The organism is Flavobacterium sp. LHD-85, assembly GCF_030929595.1.
Lineage (GTDB): Bacteria > Bacteroidota > Bacteroidia > Flavobacteriales > Flavobacteriaceae > Flavobacterium.
On record NZ_JAVFVR010000016.1, the window covers coordinates 21524 to 43875 of the forward strand.

18 protein-coding genes are annotated in these 22352 nt (G+C 34.8%); 6 read left to right on the top strand and 12 right to left on the bottom strand.

Annotation, left to right across the window (positions count from 1 at the left end):
- Positions 1 to 13: 13 nt before the first annotated feature.
- From RB618_RS20175 to RB618_RS20205, 7 genes are all read right to left on the bottom strand, one after another.
- Positions 14 to 1318: a redoxin domain-containing protein gene (locus RB618_RS20175; protein WP_308070428.1), complete on the bottom strand. Its 1305-nt coding sequence runs from the start codon at positions 1316 to 1318 to the stop codon at positions 14 to 16.
- Positions 1319 to 1526: 208 nt separating this feature from the next.
- The gene (locus RB618_RS20180; RefSeq protein WP_308070429.1) at positions 1527 to 4658 is read right to left on the bottom strand and encodes a hypothetical protein; all 3132 of its coding nucleotides are present in this window, start codon (positions 4656 to 4658) and stop codon (positions 1527 to 1529) included.
- Between the two features lie 140 nt (positions 4659 to 4798).
- The gene (locus RB618_RS20185) at positions 4799 to 5437 is read right to left on the bottom strand and encodes a hypothetical protein (protein ID WP_308070430.1); all 639 of its coding nucleotides are present in this window, start codon (positions 5435 to 5437) and stop codon (positions 4799 to 4801) included.
- 839 nt (positions 5438 to 6276) lie between these two features.
- Entirely contained in the window at positions 6277 to 6918 is a 642-nt protein-coding gene (locus RB618_RS20190; protein ID WP_308070431.1) for an NAD(P)H-binding protein, read from the bottom strand.
- Between the two features lie 57 nt (positions 6919 to 6975).
- On the bottom strand, positions 6976 to 7383 hold the full coding sequence (locus RB618_RS20195) for an Rrf2 family transcriptional regulator (protein WP_119792608.1): 408 nt from the start codon (positions 7381 to 7383) through the stop codon (positions 6976 to 6978).
- Positions 7384 to 7527: 144 nt separating this feature from the next.
- Positions 7528 to 8001, bottom strand: coding sequence for a hypothetical protein (locus tag RB618_RS20200; protein WP_308070432.1), 474 nt, complete (start codon positions 7999 to 8001; stop codon positions 7528 to 7530).
- A 59-nt stretch (positions 8002 to 8060) separates the two neighbouring features.
- The gene (locus RB618_RS20205; protein WP_308070433.1) at positions 8061 to 8627 is read right to left on the bottom strand and encodes a Crp/Fnr family transcriptional regulator; all 567 of its coding nucleotides are present in this window, start codon (positions 8625 to 8627) and stop codon (positions 8061 to 8063) included.
- A 105-nt stretch (positions 8628 to 8732) separates the two neighbouring features.
- On the opposite strand from RB618_RS20205, the gene RB618_RS20210 reads away from it, so the two are divergent.
- A complete protein-coding gene (locus RB618_RS20210) occupies positions 8733 to 9644 on the top strand; it encodes an AEC family transporter (protein ID WP_308070434.1) in 912 nt (303 codons plus the stop codon).
- A gap of 293 nt (positions 9645 to 9937) precedes the next feature.
- Entirely contained in the window at positions 9938 to 10576 is a 639-nt protein-coding gene (locus RB618_RS20215; protein ID WP_308070435.1) for a peroxiredoxin, read from the top strand.
- Between the two features lie 89 nt (positions 10577 to 10665).
- On the opposite strand, the gene RB618_RS20220 is transcribed toward RB618_RS20215, so the two are convergent.
- From RB618_RS20220 to RB618_RS20230, 3 genes are all read right to left on the bottom strand, one after another.
- Positions 10666 to 12942 (bottom strand): cation:proton antiporter, encoded by a 2277-nt coding sequence (locus RB618_RS20220; protein ID WP_308070436.1) that lies wholly within the window; start codon positions 12940 to 12942, stop codon positions 10666 to 10668.
- 168 nt (positions 12943 to 13110) lie between these two features.
- Entirely contained in the window at positions 13111 to 14457 is a 1347-nt protein-coding gene (purB, locus tag RB618_RS20225) for an adenylosuccinate lyase (RefSeq protein WP_308070437.1), read from the bottom strand.
- A gap of 204 nt (positions 14458 to 14661) precedes the next feature.
- Positions 14662 to 15351: an NAD-dependent deacylase gene (locus RB618_RS20230; protein ID WP_308070438.1), complete on the bottom strand. Its 690-nt coding sequence runs from the start codon at positions 15349 to 15351 to the stop codon at positions 14662 to 14664.
- Between the two features lie 165 nt (positions 15352 to 15516).
- Here RB618_RS20230 and cysC point away from each other — a divergent pair, with 165 nt between their 5' ends.
- The 4 genes from cysC to RB618_RS20250 all read left to right on the top strand — a co-directional run bounded on the left by cysC (position 15517) and on the right by RB618_RS20250 (position 18435).
- Positions 15517 to 16044, top strand: coding sequence for an adenylyl-sulfate kinase (gene cysC, locus RB618_RS20235; RefSeq protein ID WP_308070439.1), 528 nt, complete (start codon positions 15517 to 15519; stop codon positions 16042 to 16044).
- A gap of 5 nt (positions 16045 to 16049) precedes the next feature.
- Positions 16050 to 16739, top strand: a complete 690-nt coding sequence (locus RB618_RS20240; protein ID WP_308070440.1) for an aspartyl/asparaginyl beta-hydroxylase domain-containing protein — start codon at positions 16050 to 16052, stop codon at positions 16737 to 16739.
- A 3-nt stretch (positions 16740 to 16742) separates the two neighbouring features.
- Positions 16743 to 17711, top strand: coding sequence for a sulfotransferase family protein (locus tag RB618_RS20245; RefSeq protein ID WP_308070441.1), 969 nt, complete (start codon positions 16743 to 16745; stop codon positions 17709 to 17711).
- A 61-nt stretch (positions 17712 to 17772) separates the two neighbouring features.
- The gene (locus tag RB618_RS20250; protein ID WP_308070442.1) at positions 17773 to 18435 is read left to right on the top strand and encodes an RNA methyltransferase; all 663 of its coding nucleotides are present in this window, start codon (positions 17773 to 17775) and stop codon (positions 18433 to 18435) included.
- 82 nt (positions 18436 to 18517) lie between these two features.
- On the opposite strand, the gene RB618_RS20255 is transcribed toward RB618_RS20250, so the two are convergent.
- Positions 18518 to 20113, bottom strand: coding sequence for a PepSY domain-containing protein (locus tag RB618_RS20255; RefSeq protein WP_308070443.1), 1596 nt, complete (start codon positions 20111 to 20113; stop codon positions 18518 to 18520).
- Between the two features lie 3 nt (positions 20114 to 20116).
- Positions 20117 to 22273, bottom strand: coding sequence for a TonB-dependent receptor (locus RB618_RS20260; protein ID WP_308070444.1), 2157 nt, complete (start codon positions 22271 to 22273; stop codon positions 20117 to 20119).
- Positions 22274 to 22352: the final 79 nt, after the last annotated feature.

Below are 22352 nucleotides of genomic sequence, written 5' to 3' on the forward strand. Positions count from 1 at the left end.
AAACAATTAATAATTATTTAAGAATATCTGTATCGACAAGTCTTGCGTATTTACCCGTAATTATTCCTTTTTCGTCGATGGTAAAAAAAGTCGGGGTTCCTATTATGGCATAGGTTTGAAAGTTAGGCCCCGCAAAACCTTTGAAATCGCATAATTTTTCCTTCCATGGCAAAGTGTGATCGTGGCCTTCTGCGGCATCTTTGGTCATATCTGCGGCGACGCTTATAATTTCGTAGCCTTTGTTTTTTACGATTTCATAATTGCCCAATAACTGATGAATTTCGTTTTCACAGTTATTGCAGCCCGATTCGTAAAAGAATAATAACGTTTTTTTATTGATCGTTTTTTTTCCTGCCGCCGTCTGCAAAGCAGGCGCCGAAGCGCCAATTACAGGAGCACTAATCGCGTTTGTTAATTGCTTGCCGGGTTTTTCTAACCTTCCTGATTTTGCAGCATACTGGCTTATGGCACTTACCATATCATCTTTACCAGCTTTGGTAAATAATGCCACAGTTTTTTCTGTAAAAGCAGTGTAGATTTCATTGCTTTTTATGCGGGATAATATCTGTTTGGTATCTGCCAGCCAGGCTGTATCATCTTTAATAACGGCTTGTTGCAGCTGCATCCAGCCTTCAATAAGATTATTCCACTGGCCGCTGTTGTACAATACGGCCATATCAAGTTTGTCTTTTACAAAAAGGTTACTTTCTTTGGCTCTTTCTTCTTCTGACTGATTAATAGGGCTTCCTATTCCCAGTAAAACATCATAAATTTCTGCCAATCTTGCAGCATATAGTTTGCTTTGAGAGGTATTGCTTTTTAAAACGCTCAACTCTTGATTAAGGCTCTGCCTTTCTTTTTCAAGAGCATTATATAAAGGTTCTTCTTTTGTATAAATGTTAAGCCCATACTGCACCATACTTACTTTTTGGAAAAACTGATTCTGCTTTTTCTGCCTGCTGTTTAGAAATTCATTCTCCGGAGAACCTATATAATTGGTATTCTCAAAATTGGGCTGTTCTTCAAGACAGGAAATGGAGAAATTCTCCTTGTTTACAATAAAATCCATGCCGCCCCCGTCTGTAAGCACAAAATGCGAAATACCGGCATAGCCTTTTTTGGCATCAGGCACTACAAGTACTGCTTTTCCAGACGGGTCAAGCTTACCTGTAAGAATTGTGTCGTTTTTGTTTCCTCTCTCGAGTACATAAACATATTGTTTCCCTCCATAATGAGAAAAATTTACATTTATAGTTTGCGCCTGTACAGAAGTGATCACTCCGAAAACTGCAAGGGCTCTTAATAGTATTTTTTTCATATTTCCTTTTATTGATTCAAAAATTTTACAAAACACCGAAACGCCCTTCATTCTTGCTTGTGCGCAGGAAATGAAAAGCGTTGCAGTCTTTTTTGGTAATTTTATTGGTTAAACTTCTTATTAGGTAACAATATGCTTTTAGGGCTAAATTTATTTAGCCCTAAAAGCATTAATTGTTTTACAAGATTAAAAGCAATTTTTAAAATTATTATTTTTCACTATCAGGTATTGCTATACAACGAATCGCATCTGTGTCTATAGCTGCCCCATAACTACCTGCTACTAACGTAGAAGTATAACCTCCGTTATTATTATATAGCCCTGAAGCATACCAATTAATTACAGGTGTACTTGATAGATATCTAATAGGATTGTTTGATGTAGTTGAAACATAAGGCAACATTAAACTTGAACCCACCATAACTCCTCCATTTCCGACACTTTGAGAGCCTGTAAGACTTCTTACATTATTATCTACCATTCCTTGTAATTCACTTAAAGTTGGTACACGATAATTTGCAGGACAAGGATCCGTTGATGATTTTCTTCCGTTTTGATACCAATTTGTTGTATTTCCATTAAATGTATAAGTTAGTCCTTTTGTTGTCGGTATCGCTACTAAAGGGTTTGCGGTTTGTCGAACGGCTGTTGTAACACCTAAATTAAAGCAAGCAAAATTTCTCCATTCTGTAGCGCTTACCATTGCTCCACAGCAGTTGCAATCTCTTACTTGTATTGGCAGCATTGTTGTATAGTCTTTACCGTTTGATGCTGTATAAATTGCATATAATTTAAAAGTAAGCGCATTAGCTGCTGTTCTTCCTTTTGCTTTACCAGTAACGCCAGCGGCACTACTTAAGTCCTTTTTGAATGTTACTGTACAAGTAACATTTGACCTTATATTACTTGCAGGGTTGTCTCCAGTTATACCTTCAACAATTTGACCGCTAACGGTTTCTATATAAACAAAACGAACATTACTTATTGAAGTTCCTGTAGGAACAATTAGTGTATAGGTTTGTTTATTAGTCACATTAAAATCTGATTTGTTTCCAGCTCTTGACGCAAGAGTTCCACAATCTGTTGCTGCCCCATCTGTTTCTGCAACATCAAAACACTGCTTGCCTGAAAATAGCAATCCTCCAGGCCCTAAACTATCAATACTAGTTACAGTAATTGTAAATGATTGTGAAGTTACGGTTGTGCCAGAACAGCTATTCTTCACAACACAATAGAAATAGTATTTGCCTACTGCAGTTGGTTTGTACGAATAAGTGGCTAAAGTTGCACCATTGATAACTGTACCGCCTGTTGTACTTGTGGATGTATTTGAGTACCATTGATATGTAGTACCCACACTAGTGCCATTTGTTACAGCAACAGTTAAAGCAGCGGTCGCCCCCAGTAAAATATTTTGACTCACACTCGTCTGTTCTGCAACAACTGGCGTAGGACATGCATTATTTAAAGTAATAAAATGTTCTAAAGGAACTGACTTACCACAATCATTTTCTGCTGTTACAGTAACTTTTATTTTTAGTCCATCAGCTCCTGAAGCAGGAAGCTGTATTGCTACACTTTCGCCAGTACCAATGACGGTTGCATCATTATCAGCAGTCCACGTATATTTTTTTGGAGTAAATGTAGCCGAAACTTGTAACGTAACTGTTGCTCCAAAAGTAGCCGTTGCAGGATTAGCTTCCCACTTAACTGTAGGTATATTTGAAACTGTTGATGAAACGGTCATTAATGTCAGAACGCTGGTACAACCTGTACTATTTGTAACAGATGCACTATACTCACCACCTTCACGAACAGTAATGGTGGCAGATGTTTTATCATCCATTTTTTCACCATCTTTATACCATGCATAGGTATAACTGCCGTCAACAGCTGGCACTACAGTTAAATCTGTGCTTCCATTACAAAGTAATGTATTTCCTGTAATACTAGGCTGTGCAGGGGTATTGCCTGATACGATATTTTTATCTAACACATGCGATTCAGCAGGACATTTAGCACCGCTGTTGTCACTAGCAATCATACGAAGCGAAAGCTTGGTTTGAGATTTTGGTATTACAAAAGGATTTGTAGTAATAAGTTCACTGCCATTATACCAAGTGTAAGTAACAGAAGGATTTGGATTAGCAATACTTAAATCTAAACTACCATCTTCACAAAATGACGTAAAAGTATTTAATGCTTTTCCGTTTACCAATACATCTGCATCCGGAACGGTAATTTGTCCCGATCCTGTACTTTTGGTTATGATAAGAATATTAGATCTGTTAGAGTAACAGTTTTGGTCTTTTACTGCAGCAAACCATTCTCCAAGATTACTGTCTCCGCTTATTAAAATTTTTGCGCCAGACATTTTTTCTACTCCATTTTGAAACCATACTATTGTGCCACTGCTGTTTCCTGATGCCGAAAGTTCAATTTGATTTCCACCGCAAATTACGCCATTGTTTTCAGCAATAGCATTAAGAGTAACTGGTGTTATGGTGCCATTATTAGTAATATTGCGCTCATTTGCCACATTAGTATTACAGCCTACAGCACCCATAGAAATATTGTATTTTCCTGCTTGAGTCGCAATATAATAATTAACGCCTCGAGCTACCTCAATGCCATTACGGGTCCAGATTAATTTGTCAAGATTTGCTGTATTTGCCGGAACAGATAAATACACTGAACCTCCAGCACATAAAGATGTTCCCGATGCTGTCACTATTGGCACTGCATACGGCATAGAACCGCAGTCTACGCCATTTTGAGAGAATAAAAACTCTTTATACAAACTCGTACAGGTGCTTGTAACACGCACCAAAACAGTATGTATGTTTACAGTCTCATTCTGATAAAAGTTAATTTTGAAGTTTCCGTTAACATTATCCACATCCGTTAATGCTGCATAATCACCGCCGGCGACAATAGCAATTGAAAATGGCCCGTTCGGACAGTCGGGATCGGTAATCGTAAACGTGTCAGTGCATCCAGTGCCATCAGCCGGTACATTTATGCAGGGCTGCGGGCTGATTGTAGTCTGCGATGTTCCTTCACACAGACTCACCCAGCGCGTTGCGTTCCAATACTCCACACATTTAGTGTCGCTATTATAAATGGTTAGGCCTTCGCCTTTAGCATTGCCTTGTACCGCAAATGCATTACGCTGTGCAGTTGTCATCTGAGGCAGTCTAAGTCCGCCTTTGTTAAGCAGTTCGAGCACTGAGAAAGGTTCGGGAGCTTTTTTTCCCCCTATGGTCATCTGGGCTTGAGTATTTACAGAAAAAAATAGGGCCAGAAGGAGAAGCCACATACAAAATAGATTTTTCTTCATTATATAATGTGTTAAGTTGTTTTAAAATTTGAAACTGTTTATTAGCATAAATTGCAAGTCATCGAGCAATAGCATATAAACATATTTTATATGAATATTATCTTTATTTGACTTGCACTTTAATCTCTAGAAAGCAGATGCTAAAGAGAGGAAACTACATACCACTTATTTCCATCAGATTGCAAAGTGATTTTAAGAGTACCACCTGTAGATGAATAATATGGAGCGGCAATTTCATTTACGCTATAGGTATCTGAATAGAATACAGGAACATTAAATTTAACAGTAACTTCAGTACCCGAAGAGTTTAAGACATTTGTCTGATTAATCAATAAAGTTCTGTCTTTACTGGCCGAAGCATCTGGAAGCGTAATGGTAATATCGCCAGAAAGCTGCGAAGCAATAATGGTATAATCTGTATCTGTTACAGTGTAATTGGTGTTGATAATCTTAACATCTTTTACATTGGCTATAGATGAGCTGCTTATTTTTTTTAGAACTCCATTGGCATCTGTAACTATTATATTGTCTGTAGTAGCACCTTGTTCTAATCCTGTAACTGCTAATGTATTGACTGATGAAGTTGCCAGAGTAGTTGATCTAATTAAAGCACCGCCGAGTTGAACATTTCCGGCATTAGCAGATAAACCGTTATCTGCAGTGTTTAAAGAATTAGGGTTAATTTGTACTTTTTTACCGTTAATAGTAACAACAGTTTCCGTTTGTGCTATGACAAATCCGCTTTGGATTAGTAAAAGTATACATACAAGCTTTTTCATTTTTAATTGGTTTTTAGTAATTATTTGAATCTTTATTTATAAATTTTAAGCGATTTATAAATTGGGATAAAATTAACTGTAAAAATTATAGTAGTTTACCTGTTAAAATTTTTGTAATAACAGAATAAGACAAATTAATGGAAGGGAGGTTTTTTTTCTGCACTAAATAACACTGCTGATTTTTAATTCTATCTCAAACTTTGATAAGATTTATAATCATTTACGATCTTCATTATAAAATAAAAAAACCGCAGACTCTGTGATTTGTTTAAGAATCATTTTATCTGCGGCAAAAATTCCAATTAGAGATGGAAAAATTTTAATAATGTGCTATACTAAAATAGCCTTCAAACATAACTTATCTTCAGGACTATATTATTTTAATTTTTGTATTGTTATTTGCAATTACATCTGTTTTTGCTATTAGCAGTACAAATATATGTATTACTATGTAATAAAACTTACAAAGACCTCAAAATTAAGTAAGTTTTTTTTTTATTAAAAAACACTACCTTGTAAAGTCTTAAATAGTTGCATTTATCAAATGGAAACCTAAAATTATCACAAAACCTAAAATTTTACTCAGGATTGTGTGTACAGATACCTTGTTTTGACGCAAAGAGACCCAACAGTTTTTTAAAATCTGTCGGGTCTGAGTAGTATTGTGGAATTACTTTGTGTGTTCTTCGACTTCGCTCAGGAAGACATAAAGAACTCAAAAAAATGGCGAAAATTCATATAATTACTTCGCCTGTTGCTATCGCTCGGGTCACGGTAAAGAACTTAGTACCTCAGTCCCGATTGCTATCGAGATAGTACCTTAGCGTCTTTTAAGAAAATTAATATCCGGCAGTAAACCTAACTTGATGGTGTTTTGGATTTTCTACTTCATCAGCAATAACAACCGCTAAATCTTCTACAGATAAAATACTTCTTTGCTCGTCATTGAAAACAGGATTTTCTAAACCTAAACGGTATTTTCCTGTTCTTCCCGTTTTAGTTCCAGCGTGCATTTCGAAAGCAGGGCTAAAGAATGCCCAGTCCAAATCTTTTTCTTCTTTGATGATATTTAAATAATGTCTCGCAGCATTGGCACCTGGGAAAATCTCTTTTGGAAAATCTGGAGTATCAACCGCTTGTAAATCTGGCGCAACATATAAACTTCCAGCTCCGCCAATAGTGATAAAACGTTTAACACCCGATTTTTTAACCGCTTCTTGAATCGCTTTAGAACCTGCTAGAAAATCATCGTAAATATTTGGGTTTGTCCAACCTGGGTTATAAGCATTGACAACTGCATCGTGACCTTTTAAGATTTCTGCCAAAGCATTAACATTAAAAATATCTGCAGCAACCCAAGTTGCGTTTGCTGTGTCTTTTGGAGTTCTTGCAATTGCAGTAATTTCATGTTTTCTGTCTGCTAATTCATTTAAAATTGATGAGCCAACAAATCCTGTAGCTCCGATAAGTGCGATTTTCATAATATATAAATTTATTTAGTAATAAAAAATGTTACAGTTTAGGGTAAAAAAATAGTTTTAAAACTGATTCGAAAAATCTTCCAATGAAATTCCCTCCAGCTGTTTGCTGACGTTTTGATTCATTTCGCTGTACAAAGCTTCCAAATGCTGATTGATGTTTTTTCCAACAGGACAATCAGGATTAGGCTGATTCTTTGCAAAACCTAAACCAATCGTTTCAAAGGTCATTTCGAATATTTGTTTTAAAGTCAGTTCAGCAGCGTTTACTGCCAATTTTGTACCGCCATTTTTTCCTTCTTTACTTTCTACAATATGATGCGCTTTTAAGTTGGCAATTTCTTTTCGAACCAAAACAGGATTTAGATTAATACTTCCCGCAATATACTCCGATGACAAATAATCATTTGGGAATTTATGAAGCAAAGTAAGAATGTGAATCGTTATGGCAAATTTACCTGAAATCATACTGTAATAAAATATGTTACAAATTTACATCTTTTTGTAATGCAAAAAAACAATTTTAACTTAAAGTTAATTAAAGAAATTAGAAACATAAAATAAAAGTAAAGGAAAATGCAAATCATTAATTATGAATGACGTACAATTTCCTTAATTGACTATTTTGATTTTTGATTGATTCCATAGAGAAGAAAAATATACCCACGCTATAAAAAGAAGTTGCATTGGTATTCTAATCCATAAGTACGATAAACCTTTGCCGGTATAATCGGCAGTTTGTAAATTGATATTATGGCTTGCGGCATAAATGTTAGCGGGTAGGAGTAAGATAAAGAATAAAATCAGCAGTTTTCCTGTAAGGATTTTAGTTTTCGGCAGCAGTAATCCAATTGCAGCAATTAATTCTATAATGCCAGTAACAAATACAATAGCATTTGCCCAAGGCAAAAAAGAGATCATCATCGCCATTCCTTTAGCAAAAACAAAATGCCCAACAGCAGTAAATGTCAGCATAGCCGCCATGGCTACTCTTCCAGCAAATGCTAATTCAAACCGCTTAGTTGTAAGCCAAATAATAAGCAGTACGGTGATAAAAATTCCAAAAAGCACGATTATGGTTTCCATATCTTTTGTTTTATTGTACAAAGTTGCACAGTAAAGAAACCTAAAACAATGAACCTGGGTTAATAAATGCGTTTTCTGATTCGGCTTAAAGCTTGTGGAGTAATGCCAATGTAAGAGGCAAGATATTTTTGAGGAATTTTTTGTATTAAGTGAGGCTGCTCGGTGAATAAGTTAAGATAACGCTGTTCTGCAGAATCGTTTAGCAAAGACAGTTCTCTCTTTGATTTTTTAATAAATAAATCTTCGCTTGCTAATCGGCCAATGGTATTGCCAACTTTAGTTTCGGCATAAATGTCCTGAAGATCATTATAAGAAACGCGCCAAAGAATGGTGTCAGAAAGTGCTTCGATAGTATAGTTTACCGGTAATCTGGTAATAAATGAATCGTAGCCGCTTGTAAATTCGCCATCAAATACAAAAGTAAAGGTTAGGTCTTTATTCTCAGAAGGAATATAATATCTAAGAATTCCTTTTTCTATAAAAGAAAGATAATTTTCTATATGACCCGTTTGAAGTATTGCCGTTTTCTTTGGAAATTCCTGACGAATGAGTTTTGACGAAAAGATGTTCCAGTCTTCATCAGAAAGTTTGGCCATTAGTTCAAGATTATTCCTTATTTGCTGCATAGGTTTTAGAATTACATATTAAAAGTAACAAAAAACTCAAAGAGAGGAGATAATTTGTTCAATCCATCAAGTTATATTTTCCTATTTTTGTGCTGAAGTCATGATATGAACAACTTTATACTAATATTTCTCTTTCTTTCGCTGGGCTTAGTTCTACAGCATGTAAAACAGTTTCCTACTCACATCTATAAGACGCTCAATAAAATTGTTATTTATTTCTGTCTTCCTGCGATTACTTTATATCATATTCCTAAAATAAAATGGAGCAGCGAATTGCTGTTTCCAATAGGAGCAGGGTGGATTACTTATATTCTGGCTTTTATTTTTTTTCATTTTTTAGGAAGAAGAAATGGCTGGTCTAATAAATTGATTGGCTGTTTGATTTTGACGGCAGGATTAAGCAACAGTTCTTTTCTTGGTTATCCCATTATTGAAGCTCTGTTTGGAAAGAAAGGTTTAGAAACAGCTGTGTTGGTAGATCAGCCTGGAACTTTTGTAGTAGTTTCGACACTTGGCGTTTTTACTGCCGCTTTTTATTCTAAAGGAAGTCCAAATGCATTAGGGATTTTCAAAAAAATCATCACGTTTCCGCCATTTCTGATGTTTGTTTTGGCATGTCTAATGAATGTTTTCGATTATAATTTAAATGAAAATATCCAATCTGTATTATTGAAAATAGGAAGTTTAGTAACCCCTTTAGCTTTGCTTTCTGTTGGTTTGCAATTGACTTTTGATCGAAAAAGCCAGCATTGGAAATTTTTACGACTTGGACTTTTCTTTAAACTGCTTTTGATTCCTTTTGTAATTTTTGTGCTGTATGTTTTTATTTTTAACCAGCATTCTGAAGTTATAAAAATTACGATAATGGAAACGGCTATGGCGCCCATGATAACGGGTGCAATCCTTGCTTCGACTTACGGATTAAAACCAAAATTAAGCAGTATGATGATTGGTTTCGGAATTCCAATTTCTTTTGTCACGCTTGCGATTTGGTACTTTGTGGTGGGTTTTATATAATCTTTAATCGTTGGTTATATTTTTTTAAACACATAGAGACATAGCTTTTTCTTTGTCTAAAAGAGAAGATTAAAAGAAACTAGTTTCTAACACATAGTCTATGTTTATTAATGCAAGTGAAACGCCTTTTTTAGAATTACAAAAGCTATGTTTCTATGTGTTATAATTGCGCTCGAAACGAGTTTAAAATACTAACTAGATAGAGAATGTAGAATTTTAACTTTTTTTTACCTTTTGAATGTTTTCTAAATGTATTTTTTAGTTAATTTTAGATGAACTAAAAAAATGAAATTATGTCAACATTAAGATTAGGCGATATAGCTCCCGATTTTCAAGCAGAAACCACACAAGGACCAGTTAATTTTCACGAATGGCTAGGAGATTCGTGGGGTGTTTTGTTTTCGCATCCGGCAGATTTTACGCCAGTTTGTACTACTGAATTGGGAACTGTGGCGAACTATGTGCCAGAATTCAAGAAAAGAAATACTAAAGTTATTGCTCTGAGTGTAGACGGTTTAGACTCACACAAAGAGTGGATTAAAGATATTAACGAAACTCAAAATACAGAAGTAAATTTCCCGATTATTGCAGATGAGGATAAAAAAGTGGCAAATCTATACGATATGCTTCATCCAAATGCAAGCGATAAATTTACGGTACGTTCTGTTTTTGTTATCGGACCAGATAAAAAAATCAAATTAACGCTGACTTATCCAGCTTCAACAGGAAGAAATTTTGATGAATTGCTTCGTGTAATTGACAGTTTGCAATTAACAGCAAACTATAGTGTTGCAACCCCTGCAAACTGGAAAGATGGAGAAGATGTGGTAATTGCACCTGCAATTCCAGACAGCGATATTCCTGCAAAATTCCCAAAAGGACATACACCAATAAAACCTTATTTGAGATTGACTCCGCAGCCGAATAAGTAACTTTAAGGGACAAAGGTTCAAAGGGACAGAGGGACAAAGTTTAAAGGCTGGGATTTTTCCATTTGGAAAAATCCCAGCCTTTTTATTTTCTACGAGATCTTTGAACCTCTGTCCCTTTGAATCTTTGCACCTTCAAAAGCCATCAAAGCATTCATTTTTTTCTTGTCTCCTACAACCCAGAGAATATCATTTTTCTCTAGGATCAAACTAGATTCTGGGTTTAGGATACGGTTTCCATTTCTTTCAATTCCTACAACCATTCCGTCTGTTTTGGCTCTGAATTGGCCAATGCTTTTTTGGATAAATTCATCTTGAGAAACTTCAAGCTGGCGTAAAACAATATCGGTTTCTTCTACTTTTGTAGGCGGTTCTGTTTCGTTTTGAGTTAAGAATTTTGTGAATTCTGCAATTTGTGCATCAGTTCCGATTACGCAAATTTCGTCGCCTGGAAATAAGCGTTCGGTTTTGGTCGGAATCGGAATGGTAACTTCTCCTCGTTTAATGTAGGCAATATTTATTCCGAGTTGTTCGCGAATTCGGAGTTCTTGTAAAGTTTGTCCAACTAAATTAGATTCTTTTTTAATTTCAAAGAAAGACATGTGTCCGTCCCAGGGCATTAAATTGGCATATCTTCTGTCGATCTTTTTGTTTTCACGATCGTTGAGGTTTTTCAAAAAGTGATTTTCGATTTTATGATACTGCTCGTTTAGTTTTTTAGGGAAAATTTGATAAGCTCCAATTGCAATAATCAGCGCTATAAATGCCACTAAAGGAGAGAAGAAAATATTTAATAAGAATCCGACAAAGAATAGACCGAGACTCATTCTTATCAAGATCAGCATTAAAAGTGCACCACGGTATTTACGTTCTTCCCAAAGAGCTTCAACTTCATCTACTTTAACTCGGCGAAGTGAAAGCGCCCATAAAAATGGTGCAATTACAACCAATGTTAGCAAGGCAGCCAAAGTATTTCCGAATCTTGTATCGGCAACCAAAGGCGCTACAAATTTAGATGACAATAATATAATAGCCGTAATAATAATAGTATGAAGAATTATTTGTGTAATCGAAGAACGAAGAACAATCTGCCAAGTGCTGACAGACTTAATTGCTTGCGCATTCACACTATAACGGTTAATGTTTTTAACCCATCTTTTTGGCATTTTAGCCTCTAAATATAAAGCAAAGCTCTCCGAATATTTAATTAAAAAAGGAGTAGTAAAGGTGGTAATTGCAGATACAGCCACAATAATTGGGTATAAGAAATCGCTTGTAACTTTTAAAGACATTCCGAGAGTGGCAATAATAAACGAGAACTCCCCAATTTGCGCCAAACTCATTCCTGTTTGTACCGATTGTTTTAAAGGCTGGCCAGAAATTAATGCTCCAATAGAGGAACTAAAGGCTTTTCCGAATATGGTCAATAAAGTAATTATAGCCACCGGAAGTGCATAATTAATTAAAGTAACCGGATTGATTAACATTCCCACCGATACAAAGAAAACGGCACCAAAAAAATCTTTTACAGGCTGTATTAAATGTTCGATTTTTTCTGCCATCGTAGTTTCAGCAATAATAGATCCCATGATGAAAGCGCCTAATGCCGGAGAAAAACCAACATTTGAAGCAAAAATTACCATCATTAAACATAAGGCTAAGGAGATAATCAATAGCATTTCGTCGGTTAAGAGGTGTTTTGCTTTTTTGAAAATAGTCGGAATGATAAAGATTCCTCCTAAGAACCAAATGATTAAAAAGAAAACTAGTTTTAAAACAGATTGGAGTAGTGCAGTTCCCGAAACTTGATCGCTAACAGCAATGGTGGATAGTAAAACCAGCATTAAAATGGCAACAATATCTTCTACGATTAAAGCTCCAAAAACAATTCCAACAAACTTTTTTCCTTTTACACCCAGTTCATCAAAAGCTCTAATTATAATCGTTGTGGACGAAATAGAAAGTGTTGCACCCAAGAATATACTGTCCATTTTTCCCCAGCCCATCCATTGTCCGACTGCATAACCAATTACGGTCATAAACAAGATCTGGGTTATGGCGGTGACAGACGAAGTTCCTCCAACCTTCATTAGTTTTTTAAAGCTGAATTCGAGTCCTAAACTAAAAAGTAAAAATATAACCCCAATTTCTGCCCAAACTTCAACACTTTTCATGTCGGTGATAGATGGGAAAAAATCAAAATGGTTTCCGGCCAAAAATCCTGCGATCAGGTAACCCAAAACCAAAGGTTGTTTTAATCTTTTAAATAATAGAACGGCAATTCCGGCAGTCATTAGGATTAATCCTAAATCACTAATTAAAGGTTGTAAGTGGTGTGTGGTTTCTGCAGCGGCATTTAATGCAATCATATAAAAATGTGGTATTTTTTAGCGGCTGATCCAGCTTTTTGTTTCAAATGAAATTCATTAGCTCCAATTAAAATAAAAGGAGTGTAATCTGGATTTGCCTCTGGATTTAATAAAAAAAAGCTATCTCGATAAAGATAGCTTTTTTTGGTAAAATATTTGGTATTTTTCTTAGATTCCTGTGTAATTGCTAGGAGTTATAGCCAATAATTCTGCTCTAACTGAATCTGAAACTTCCAAGGTTGCAATGAAATTGTGAATTGCGTTTTTGTCGATTGCTTCATTTGTTCTAGTTAAACCCTTTAAAGCTTCGTACGGATTTGGATATGCTTCGCGACGTAAAATAGTTTGGATCGCTTCAGCAACTACTGCCCAGTTTTTCTCTAAATCTTCAGCAAATTTACTTTCGTTTAAAAGCAATTTGTTCAAGCCTTTTAAAGTTGCTTCAAAAGCAATAATAGTATGTCCGAAAGGAACACCAACATTGCGCAAAACAGTACTGTCTGTTAAATCACGCTGTAATCTTGAAACTGGTAATTTTGCCGCTAAATGCTCGAAAATAGCATTCGCAATTCCTAAGTTTCCTTCAGAATTTTCAAAATCAATTGGGTTTACTTTGTGCGGCATTGCAGAAGAACCAATTTCTCCAGCTTTGATTTTTTGTTTGAAATAATCCATCGAAACATACGTCCAGATATCACGATCTAAATCGATGATAATGGTGTTGATTCTTTTTAAAGCATCAAAGAAAGCAGCGAAATGATCGTAGTGTTCAATTTGAGTGGTTGGGAAAGAATGTTTTAAACCAAGATCTGTTTCAACAAATTTGTTTCCGAATTGTTTCCAGTCAATTTGTGGGTATGCTACGTGGTGCGCATTAAAGTTTCCTGTTGCTCCTCCAAATTTAGCTGCAAACGGAATATTGAACAACAAACGCATTTGCTCTTCTAAACGCTCTACGAAAACCAAAATTTCTTTTCCTAAACGAGTAGGAGAAGCTGGCTGTCCGTGCGTGCGAGCTAACATTGGAATATCTTTCCATTCAACACTTAATTCTTTTAATTTTGCAATTACAGCAATTAAAGTCGGCATATAAACTTGCTCAAACGCTTCTTTTGTAGAAAGCGGAATGGCAGTGTTATTAATATCTTGAGACGTTAATCCGAAGTGAATGAACTCTTTGTATTGAGATAAACCTAATTTCTCAAAAGCATCTTTTATAAAGTATTCAACCGCTTTTACGTCGTGGTTGGTTACTTTTTCTGTTTCTTTAATCCAAAGTGCATCTTCAGTTGAGAAGTTTTTGTAGATGTTTCTCAAGCTTTCAAACAAACTAGAATCAATACCTTGTAGTTGAGGCAATGGAATTTGGCATAAAGCAATGAAGTATTCCACTTCAACCAAAACGCGGTATTTTATTAAAGCTTCTTCAGAGAAGAAAGGTGCTAAATTTTGAGTTTTATTTCTATATCTTCCGTCAATTGGCGATATAGCATTCAATTCGTTTAGAGTAGTCATTGTTATGTTGTTTTTCGAAAGGTGCAAATATAAATAGAATTTGCGGATTAAAAGTTATTCTAAAGTCAATTGAAGGCATTTTAAAAGGTAAAAAAGAATACAAAACACAAATTTCACAAATTGACACGGATTTTTTTGCTACTTGATAGATAATACAAAAGATTCGTGTCAATTTGTGAAATTTGTGTTCAATAAATGATGTGCTTAAATCGATTTTAGTTTTTCTCTCAAATCGGCAACCCCTTCAGAAGCAAATTTGGCAATGGTTTCAACTTTATTGCGAAGGTTCGGAATTGAAATAGGTTTTGGATCTATATAAAAAACAGGAGTTGTGCTTGGAGTATAAGAAATTAATCCAGCAGCAGGATAAACTTGTAATGAAGTGCCAATAACAGCAAAATAATCTGCAGTTTCGGTAATGTCAATGGCTTCCTCGAGTGCAGGAACTTCTTCGCCAAACCAAACAATATGTGGGCGCAATTGATGTCCGTTTGCATCAAAATCTCCAGTAAGCAAATCTTCTGTCCAATCTAAAATCAGGTTTTTATTTTGAGTGCTTCGTACTTTTAGCAATTCGCCATGCAAATGCAAAACGTTTGTGCTTCCTGCGCGTTCATGAAGATCGTCAACGTTTTGAGTGATAATCTGCACGTCGAAGTCTTTCTCCAATTCAGCCAAAATAATATGACCCAAATTCGGATTTACTTCTTTTAACTGTTGGCGTCTTTTATTGTAAAAATCTAGAACCAATTCCTGATTTTTATGCCAGCCTTCTGGAGTGGCAACTTCCATAACATCATGTCCTTCCCATAAACCATCGCTATCGCGAAAAGTCTTAATGCCGCTTTCGGCACTGATTCCTGCTCCTGTTAAAACAACAAGTTTCTTTTTCATTCTTAGTTTTTTAAAAGATAAAAATAGTGATTTCTTTATTCAAATGTTTAGTAAATAGTAAGGAGAGACTGCAATTTTTTGGATAAAATAATGGGGGTTTATACGCTTTGTCTCTCTTTCTGAATTGTTTAATTTTAATGTTCTGTTTGGTAAAAGTGATTCAGTATGATTTTAATTCAGTTTACAGGGCTGTCAGGTTCAGGAAAAACCACACTGGCGGAAAATGTCCGGCATCTGCTGCTTCAAAACAATTACGAAGCAGAAATAGTAGATGGCGATGTTTACAGGCAGACAATCTGTAAAGATTTGGGATTTTCTAAAGAAGATCGCTGCGAAAATGTAAGACGTCTTTTTAACGTTGGTAGAAGTTTGATCAAGGAAAATAAAATCGTTTTGATGTCAGTTATAAATCCTTATGAAAATGTTAGAAATGAATTAAGAACTTTTGAATTTGTAAAAACAGTATTTCTAGATTGTTCTATTGCTAATTTGATTGAAAGAGATCCAAAAGGGTTGTACAAAAGAGCATTATTGCCAGACCATGATCAAAATAAAATTAGAAGTTTTACGGGGATAAGTGATGTTTTTGAAATTCCAGAAAAAGCAGATTTGGTCTTAAAAACAGATTCTGAAACGGTTTCTGCCTCTGCCCATAAACTGTACAATTTTATAATTAGCAATTTAAATTTTTAAGGCTTATGAATCCTTCTTCTTGTCAGCTTCCCATTTCTTTTTCGATAGAAAAACTTCAAAATGATTTAGTGACTTGCGAGACCAATTTATGGACACCGCATTTTAATATCAATCGTTACGAAGGGAAATGGACAAGTGTTTCTTTGCGATCGCAATCTGGTTTGGAAACCGATATACTTTCTTTTGCAGATAAAGAATATAAAAATACGCCTTTGCTTGACAGCTGTCCGTATTTTAAAGAAATAATGGATTGGTTTGAATGCGAAAAAGAAGCAGTGAGATTATTAAGGCTCGGTCCTGATAGCGAGATCAAAGAGCATTGTGATAATGATACCTCTTATGAAGATGGTTTTTTTAGGATTCATGTTCCTATAATTACCAATTCTGAAGTTTATTTTTATGTAGATAAAAAACTAGTTCCAATGAAAATGGGAGAGTGCTGGTATGCTAATTTTCAATTGCCGCATAGTGTTCAAAATAAAAGTTCGGAACCTAGGATTCACTTAACATTGGATTGCATAAGAAATGACTGGTCTGATGAATTGTTTTCTAAAATGGGTTTTGATGTGAATTTTGTGCCCAAGAAACAATATTCAGATGACGTAAAACAGCAGATTATTGATGAGCTTTCAAGAAATCCATCTGAAACTAATGCTAAGATTATTGCCGAGCTTCAATCACAAATGAATTTATAAAAAATGGAAAATCTAAAAGATTGTATTGCAAATTGGATTCCGATTAAATTGATTGAAAGAGAGAATGAAGTTTATTTTGAATGGATTTATTTCGCGGATATTCCTTTTGCAGATCCTTTTTTTGAAGAAACAATTGTGAAATGTAAAAGTCACAGCTATAATTCAAAGCCGTTTAAATTAATTAGTACAGCAGAAAATCTGATTGATTGGTCTAAAGAACTTGATTTTGTTGAATTGAAAGGATTGGTTTTTCATGTATCAAGATGTGGATCGACTATGTTGAGTCAGTCTCTGGCGACTTCAGCTGAAAATGTTATGGTTTCTGAGGCTCCTATTATTGACGAGATTTTAAGAAGTGATTTTTTTGATGAAGATACCAGAACGGTTTTGCTCGAATCGGTTATTAGATTGCTTGGGCAAAAGAGATTTGGAGAACAAAAGAATCTTATTGTAAAATTGGATGCGTGGAGTATTTTTAAGGCTTCTTATCTTAGGTCGATTTTTCCTGAAATTCCTTTTGCTTTATTGTATCGAAATCCAGGAGAGGTTCTAAGATCGCATCAGAAAATGGCAGGAATGCATATGGTGCCTAATTTAATTCCGCCTAGTGTTTTTGGAATTACTTTTAAAGAAATTCAAGAGACAAGTTTTCAGCAATATCAAGCTTTGGTTTTAGAAAGATATTTTCAAGGTTTTCTAGATTTTTATGAAATTGATCGCAATGTAATTATGCTTAATTATAATGATGGAATGAAAAATGTTATAGAACGATTTATATCTTTTATTGATGTCGATTTTTCTGAAAACGAAATAAATCTAATGTTGGAACGACTTAAAAAACATTCTAAAAATGAAAATGCTGCTTTCGTTGGAGATTCATATAAAGATGATGTTTTGTCTGTTAATTTGGATGAAGTTAATGTACTTCACGAAAAGCTTAATGCCAATTTCATTGAAGATTTAGCGCGTTGAAAATTTAGTTGGATTCTTCTTTCTCTATTATTTATGTATTTTTGCGCCAAACTTAAATAAAATGATTGATTTAGATTATCTCGCATTCTTAGAAAACATATTAACTGATAATAGAAAAGCTAATTTTTTAAAAGTACTAGAAAATAGAACAAAACATTTTACAGTTGCAGTAGAAGATGTTTATCAGATGCACAATACAAGCGCGGTAATGCGAAGCTGCGAAGTTTTTGGAATTCAGGAATTAAATGTAATTGAGCAGCGTTTTGGAAAAAGAATCGATAAAGAAATTGCTTTAGGTGCGCAAAAATGGGTTGATATCAATCGATTTGATTCGGTTTCAGGATGTCTTTCTGATTTAAAAAGTAAAGGATATCAAATTATTGCGACAACTCCGCACGAAAAAGACTGTATGTTGGAAGATTTCGATATTACAAAACCAAGCGCCTTATTTTTCGGAACAGAAAAAGAAGGTTTGTCACAAGAAATTATGGACAATGCCGATGGTTTCTTAAAAATACCAATGGTTGGTTTCACAGAAAGTTTAAATATTTCTGTTTCTGCAGCAATTATCATTCAAAGCTTAACGAATAGACTTAGAAGATCTGATATCGATTGGAAATTGTCTGAAGAAGAAATTTTAGTTAAACGTTTGCTATGGGCGAAAAACTCTATAAAAGATATAAAGCGAATTGAAGAGCGTTATTATCAAGATAACCCAAGATAAATTTTTTTAAGATTCTAAGATGCTAAGATTCTAAGGTTCTAAGAAAAAAACTTAGTATCTCAGAATCTTAGCATCTTAAAATTTACTTTTTCAGGAAAAGAATAAAACCTAAAATACTTACAATTAAAATTGAAAGCGCGACCAAAACAGTCGCTAAATCCCGAATATTTTTCCCAGCCCAATCCATAAATAAAAATTTGTGAAGAATAGCAAAAGAATAACCTTCAACTCGATCTGAATTATTGACAACCGCAGCCAACCTTGATGTTGAAGTTTCGATAAAATAAGTTGTTTTTTCTGGCGTGTCATAGGCTAGCTTTACTACCGGAAGCCTTTTGTTTACAAAACCATATTCTCTACTATCAAAATCGGTTAAAACTTTTGACTCAAGCAATTTTATATTTTCAAAAGAAGGTTGAGAATCATCTTCTGAAGTATCAATCATTTCGCAACAAGAAGCTTTTGGAGCTCCGTCAGTAAAATAATAAGCTAAAAACTCAGCATATTCCAAATCGAGATTTGGTGCAACTTTATTTGTTGTTGCATTAATGTAAACCACCTCAGATTTTGATTTTTCTTTTTTATCCCATTTCGAATCTGATTTTGGTATTTTGAACCTTTTTGTTTCTTTTTCAAGCAATTGACATCTGTAATAAATAGTGTCATTCAGCGTAATTAAGCTAATGTTTTGAAAACGATTCGAATCTAAATTAAGATTATTATTTGCACCAGGAGTTTCTTTGGTCACAAAAGTCGGTTCGTAAACCATTTGCGATAACGTGTAAGGCGCCCATTTTGTAGTCGCATGATAGGCACCGCTAAAAGCAAAAGTCAAAGTGAAAAGTGAAATACAGATTCCAATTTGACGATGGTATTTTCTCAATCCTTTTTTTGGTGCTAAATTATCCGTTTTCTTAAATTGTTTCCAAAGCAAACCATAGATTAGAATCCCGCTCAAGGCAGAAAACCCAATAATTGACAATAAGATGATCATTGTAATAATTCTGATACTATTATTGCTTATGGCATCTATAAACGACCAATTATGAAAAGTGTCGAAAAACCAGATAAAAGCTTGTCGAGAAATTGGGTTATAGGTTGCCAATTTACTAGATGAGGTTTCTACATATACTTGCATGCCATCTGGGCGATCAAAACTTAATTTATAAATGGGTAAATAACGATTTACATATTTGTATTGTGAGGTAAATTCGGTTACAACTTCGCTGTGTTTTACAGGATTTTTTTGGTCATCTAAGAAATAACGAGACAGCCATTCAGCGTATTTTTGATCTCCGTTTTCTAGTTTTTTAGCATTTGAGGCATCATAATACCAAAGCTCGCCAAGAATAGTTTTTACTTGATAATAAGTTGAATTATTAAAAGTGACAATTCTAAAATTTTTGAATTGCGATATTTCATTTTTCAGTAAAACTTCCTGAATAGAATAATGCAATTGATTTTTATCGATAATGGCTTGTTCGATTTTGTCATGAGCAATTTCAGGTTTGAAAAAGTGCGCCATAAATGGATGCATCAAACCAGAAAATGTCCAGAAAATTACAGGAACAATTGTAATCAACCCAATAACACGATGCCATTTGTACATGTGTTGTTTGACTTTTTTGATGAATTTGGAATCTTTTTTCAAAGATTTTTTATTGTTTTCTTTATTCATTCTTTACTTTTTTAATGAAAAATTATATTGAATTCCGAATACAAAAGTTCTAGGTGCTGCAGCTGTGTAAGTTGGCTGTGCATTGGCAACATTTGTTCTTGTGACATTGTAGGCGTATAATTTGTCAGTGAGATTTAGCACATTTCCGTAAACCTCAATTTTTTTCCATTGGTAACCAATTCTGGCATTGAAAATATTGTAGCCGTCATATTTTACCGTATTGATTTGATCTTGATAATAACTTCCTACGAGTTGCCATTCGATTGAAGTCCTTAAATTTGGAAGCCAGTTTGGATAATAACTTACTTCTGAATTTCCAGACCATTTTGGAGCAGACGGCATTTCTTTTCCGTTTAAATCTTGTATTGGATCTGATTGTTTGTCTGAAAGTTTAAAATCAATATAAGTATGCTGTGCATAAGTACCGCCAAGACGAATATTGAATTGTTTTGAAGGTCTGTATGAAGCTCCAAACTCAATTCCTTTATGACGCGTTTCTCCAGCCGAACGATAATCGGTTGAATTATCTGGAAGTTTGATATTTAGCAATTCATTTTTGCCTTCCATATAATAAAAAGCATAATCAAGGTTTAGCTTATTTTCGAAGAAAGAAAGCCATCCGCCAATTTCATAATTATCAAAATCTGCTGGTTTTAGATTGTAATAAAATTGGGCAGGAACGCCTGATGTACCGCCAGTTCCCGGTTTGGCTCTGAAAATTGAAGTAATCCCAGGAGGTGCAAAACCTTGTGAGTAATTGCCATAAAACCCCGCAAATTCTACAGGATTGTAATTAGCTCCAGCTTTAAAAGTAAATTTATCATATACTTTGCTTCCTGTAGAAAGATCAATTGCATTATCGTAATTCACTTTCATATTGTCATAACGTCCACCAACAGTAACAATTAATTTCTCGATTGGATTAAAGCTAATTTGCGCATAACCCGCAGTGTTAAAAATATCGGCTGTATAATCTGAAAGTTTAGAATCGGGATGTTCGGCAATTATTTCATATGAATCTACCGTTTGTTTTCCTGGCTGTCCTGGATTCAAATTGGCTTTTAAATCAATTACATACGACCAATAGGTGACAGGAGAGTAATCGTACAAAGCTCCTGCAACAAGCTTGGTGTTTAAAAAATCAAATTTTTGAGTGTGCTGTGCAATTGCGCCATAACTTTTAAAGTTATTCGAATTTACTTCACCCTTGGCTGTTGTCGGATTTACTGTCGGACTCCATTTGATTCCGTATGATGGATTTTGCCCTAATTTATTATCGCGCAAATAAGCTGTAATGTAACTGCTAGAATTGCTATTCCAGTCATGTTCTAATGTTAAACGAGTTCGCAAAGCATCAGATTTTCTATACGTGAAATCAGAAGTGCTTTTATAAGTTCTGTTGTTGAAAGCTTCCTCATTGACAGTTCCGCTCATGTCTGAATAATATTTTCCATACATCGTATTACTGATCAATCGAGTAGAAGGCGAGATATTGTAATCAATTCTAGCATTCAGATTATCTTTATTGTAATCAGAATAGGTCATCCAGCCATTTTCTTGTAAACTTGAAATTCCTGCAATATGAAAACCGACTTTTCCAATTGTGGCGCCACCTGCGGCCTGAAATCTTCTGTAGCCATAATTATCAGCTTGGATCCCGAATTTAAACTCAGGATCAACGGGAGGTTTTATCGAAATTAAATTGATAGTTCCGCCAACAGCTTCTGGCCCGTATAGAGAAGAAACGGGACCTTTTACAACTTCAATACTTTGCAGATTGTATTGGTTTATTTCCAATAACGCATTGTGGTTGAAAATTCCCATTGGGCGAATTGGCAATCCGTCTTCTAGATATAAATAATAGGCATTTGTAGTCATAGGTTGGCGAATAGACATCATGTGCTGTTCGTTTCCTAGGTTTACCATTAAGACTCCGGGAGTTTTATTTATGATTTCGTAAACTGCTGTAGCCTTGGTTTCATTGATAGTTTTTGCAGTCAATTTACTGATCGCAACTGGAGTTTCTTTTCTCAAAGTTGCCGTACGATTTGCCGTTACAAAAACATTTTCAAGTTCCTGCTTTGTTGTGTCTTGCTCGGTTTTGTTTTGTGCAAAGACACATTGCCCTATGATTAATAGGGTAAAGTATATTTTTTTCATTTTGAATTATATGAATTAAAGCTGTAAGCTATAGGCTTTAGGCCGTAAGCGAACTGCAAGTCTTAGAAATTTTGACTTT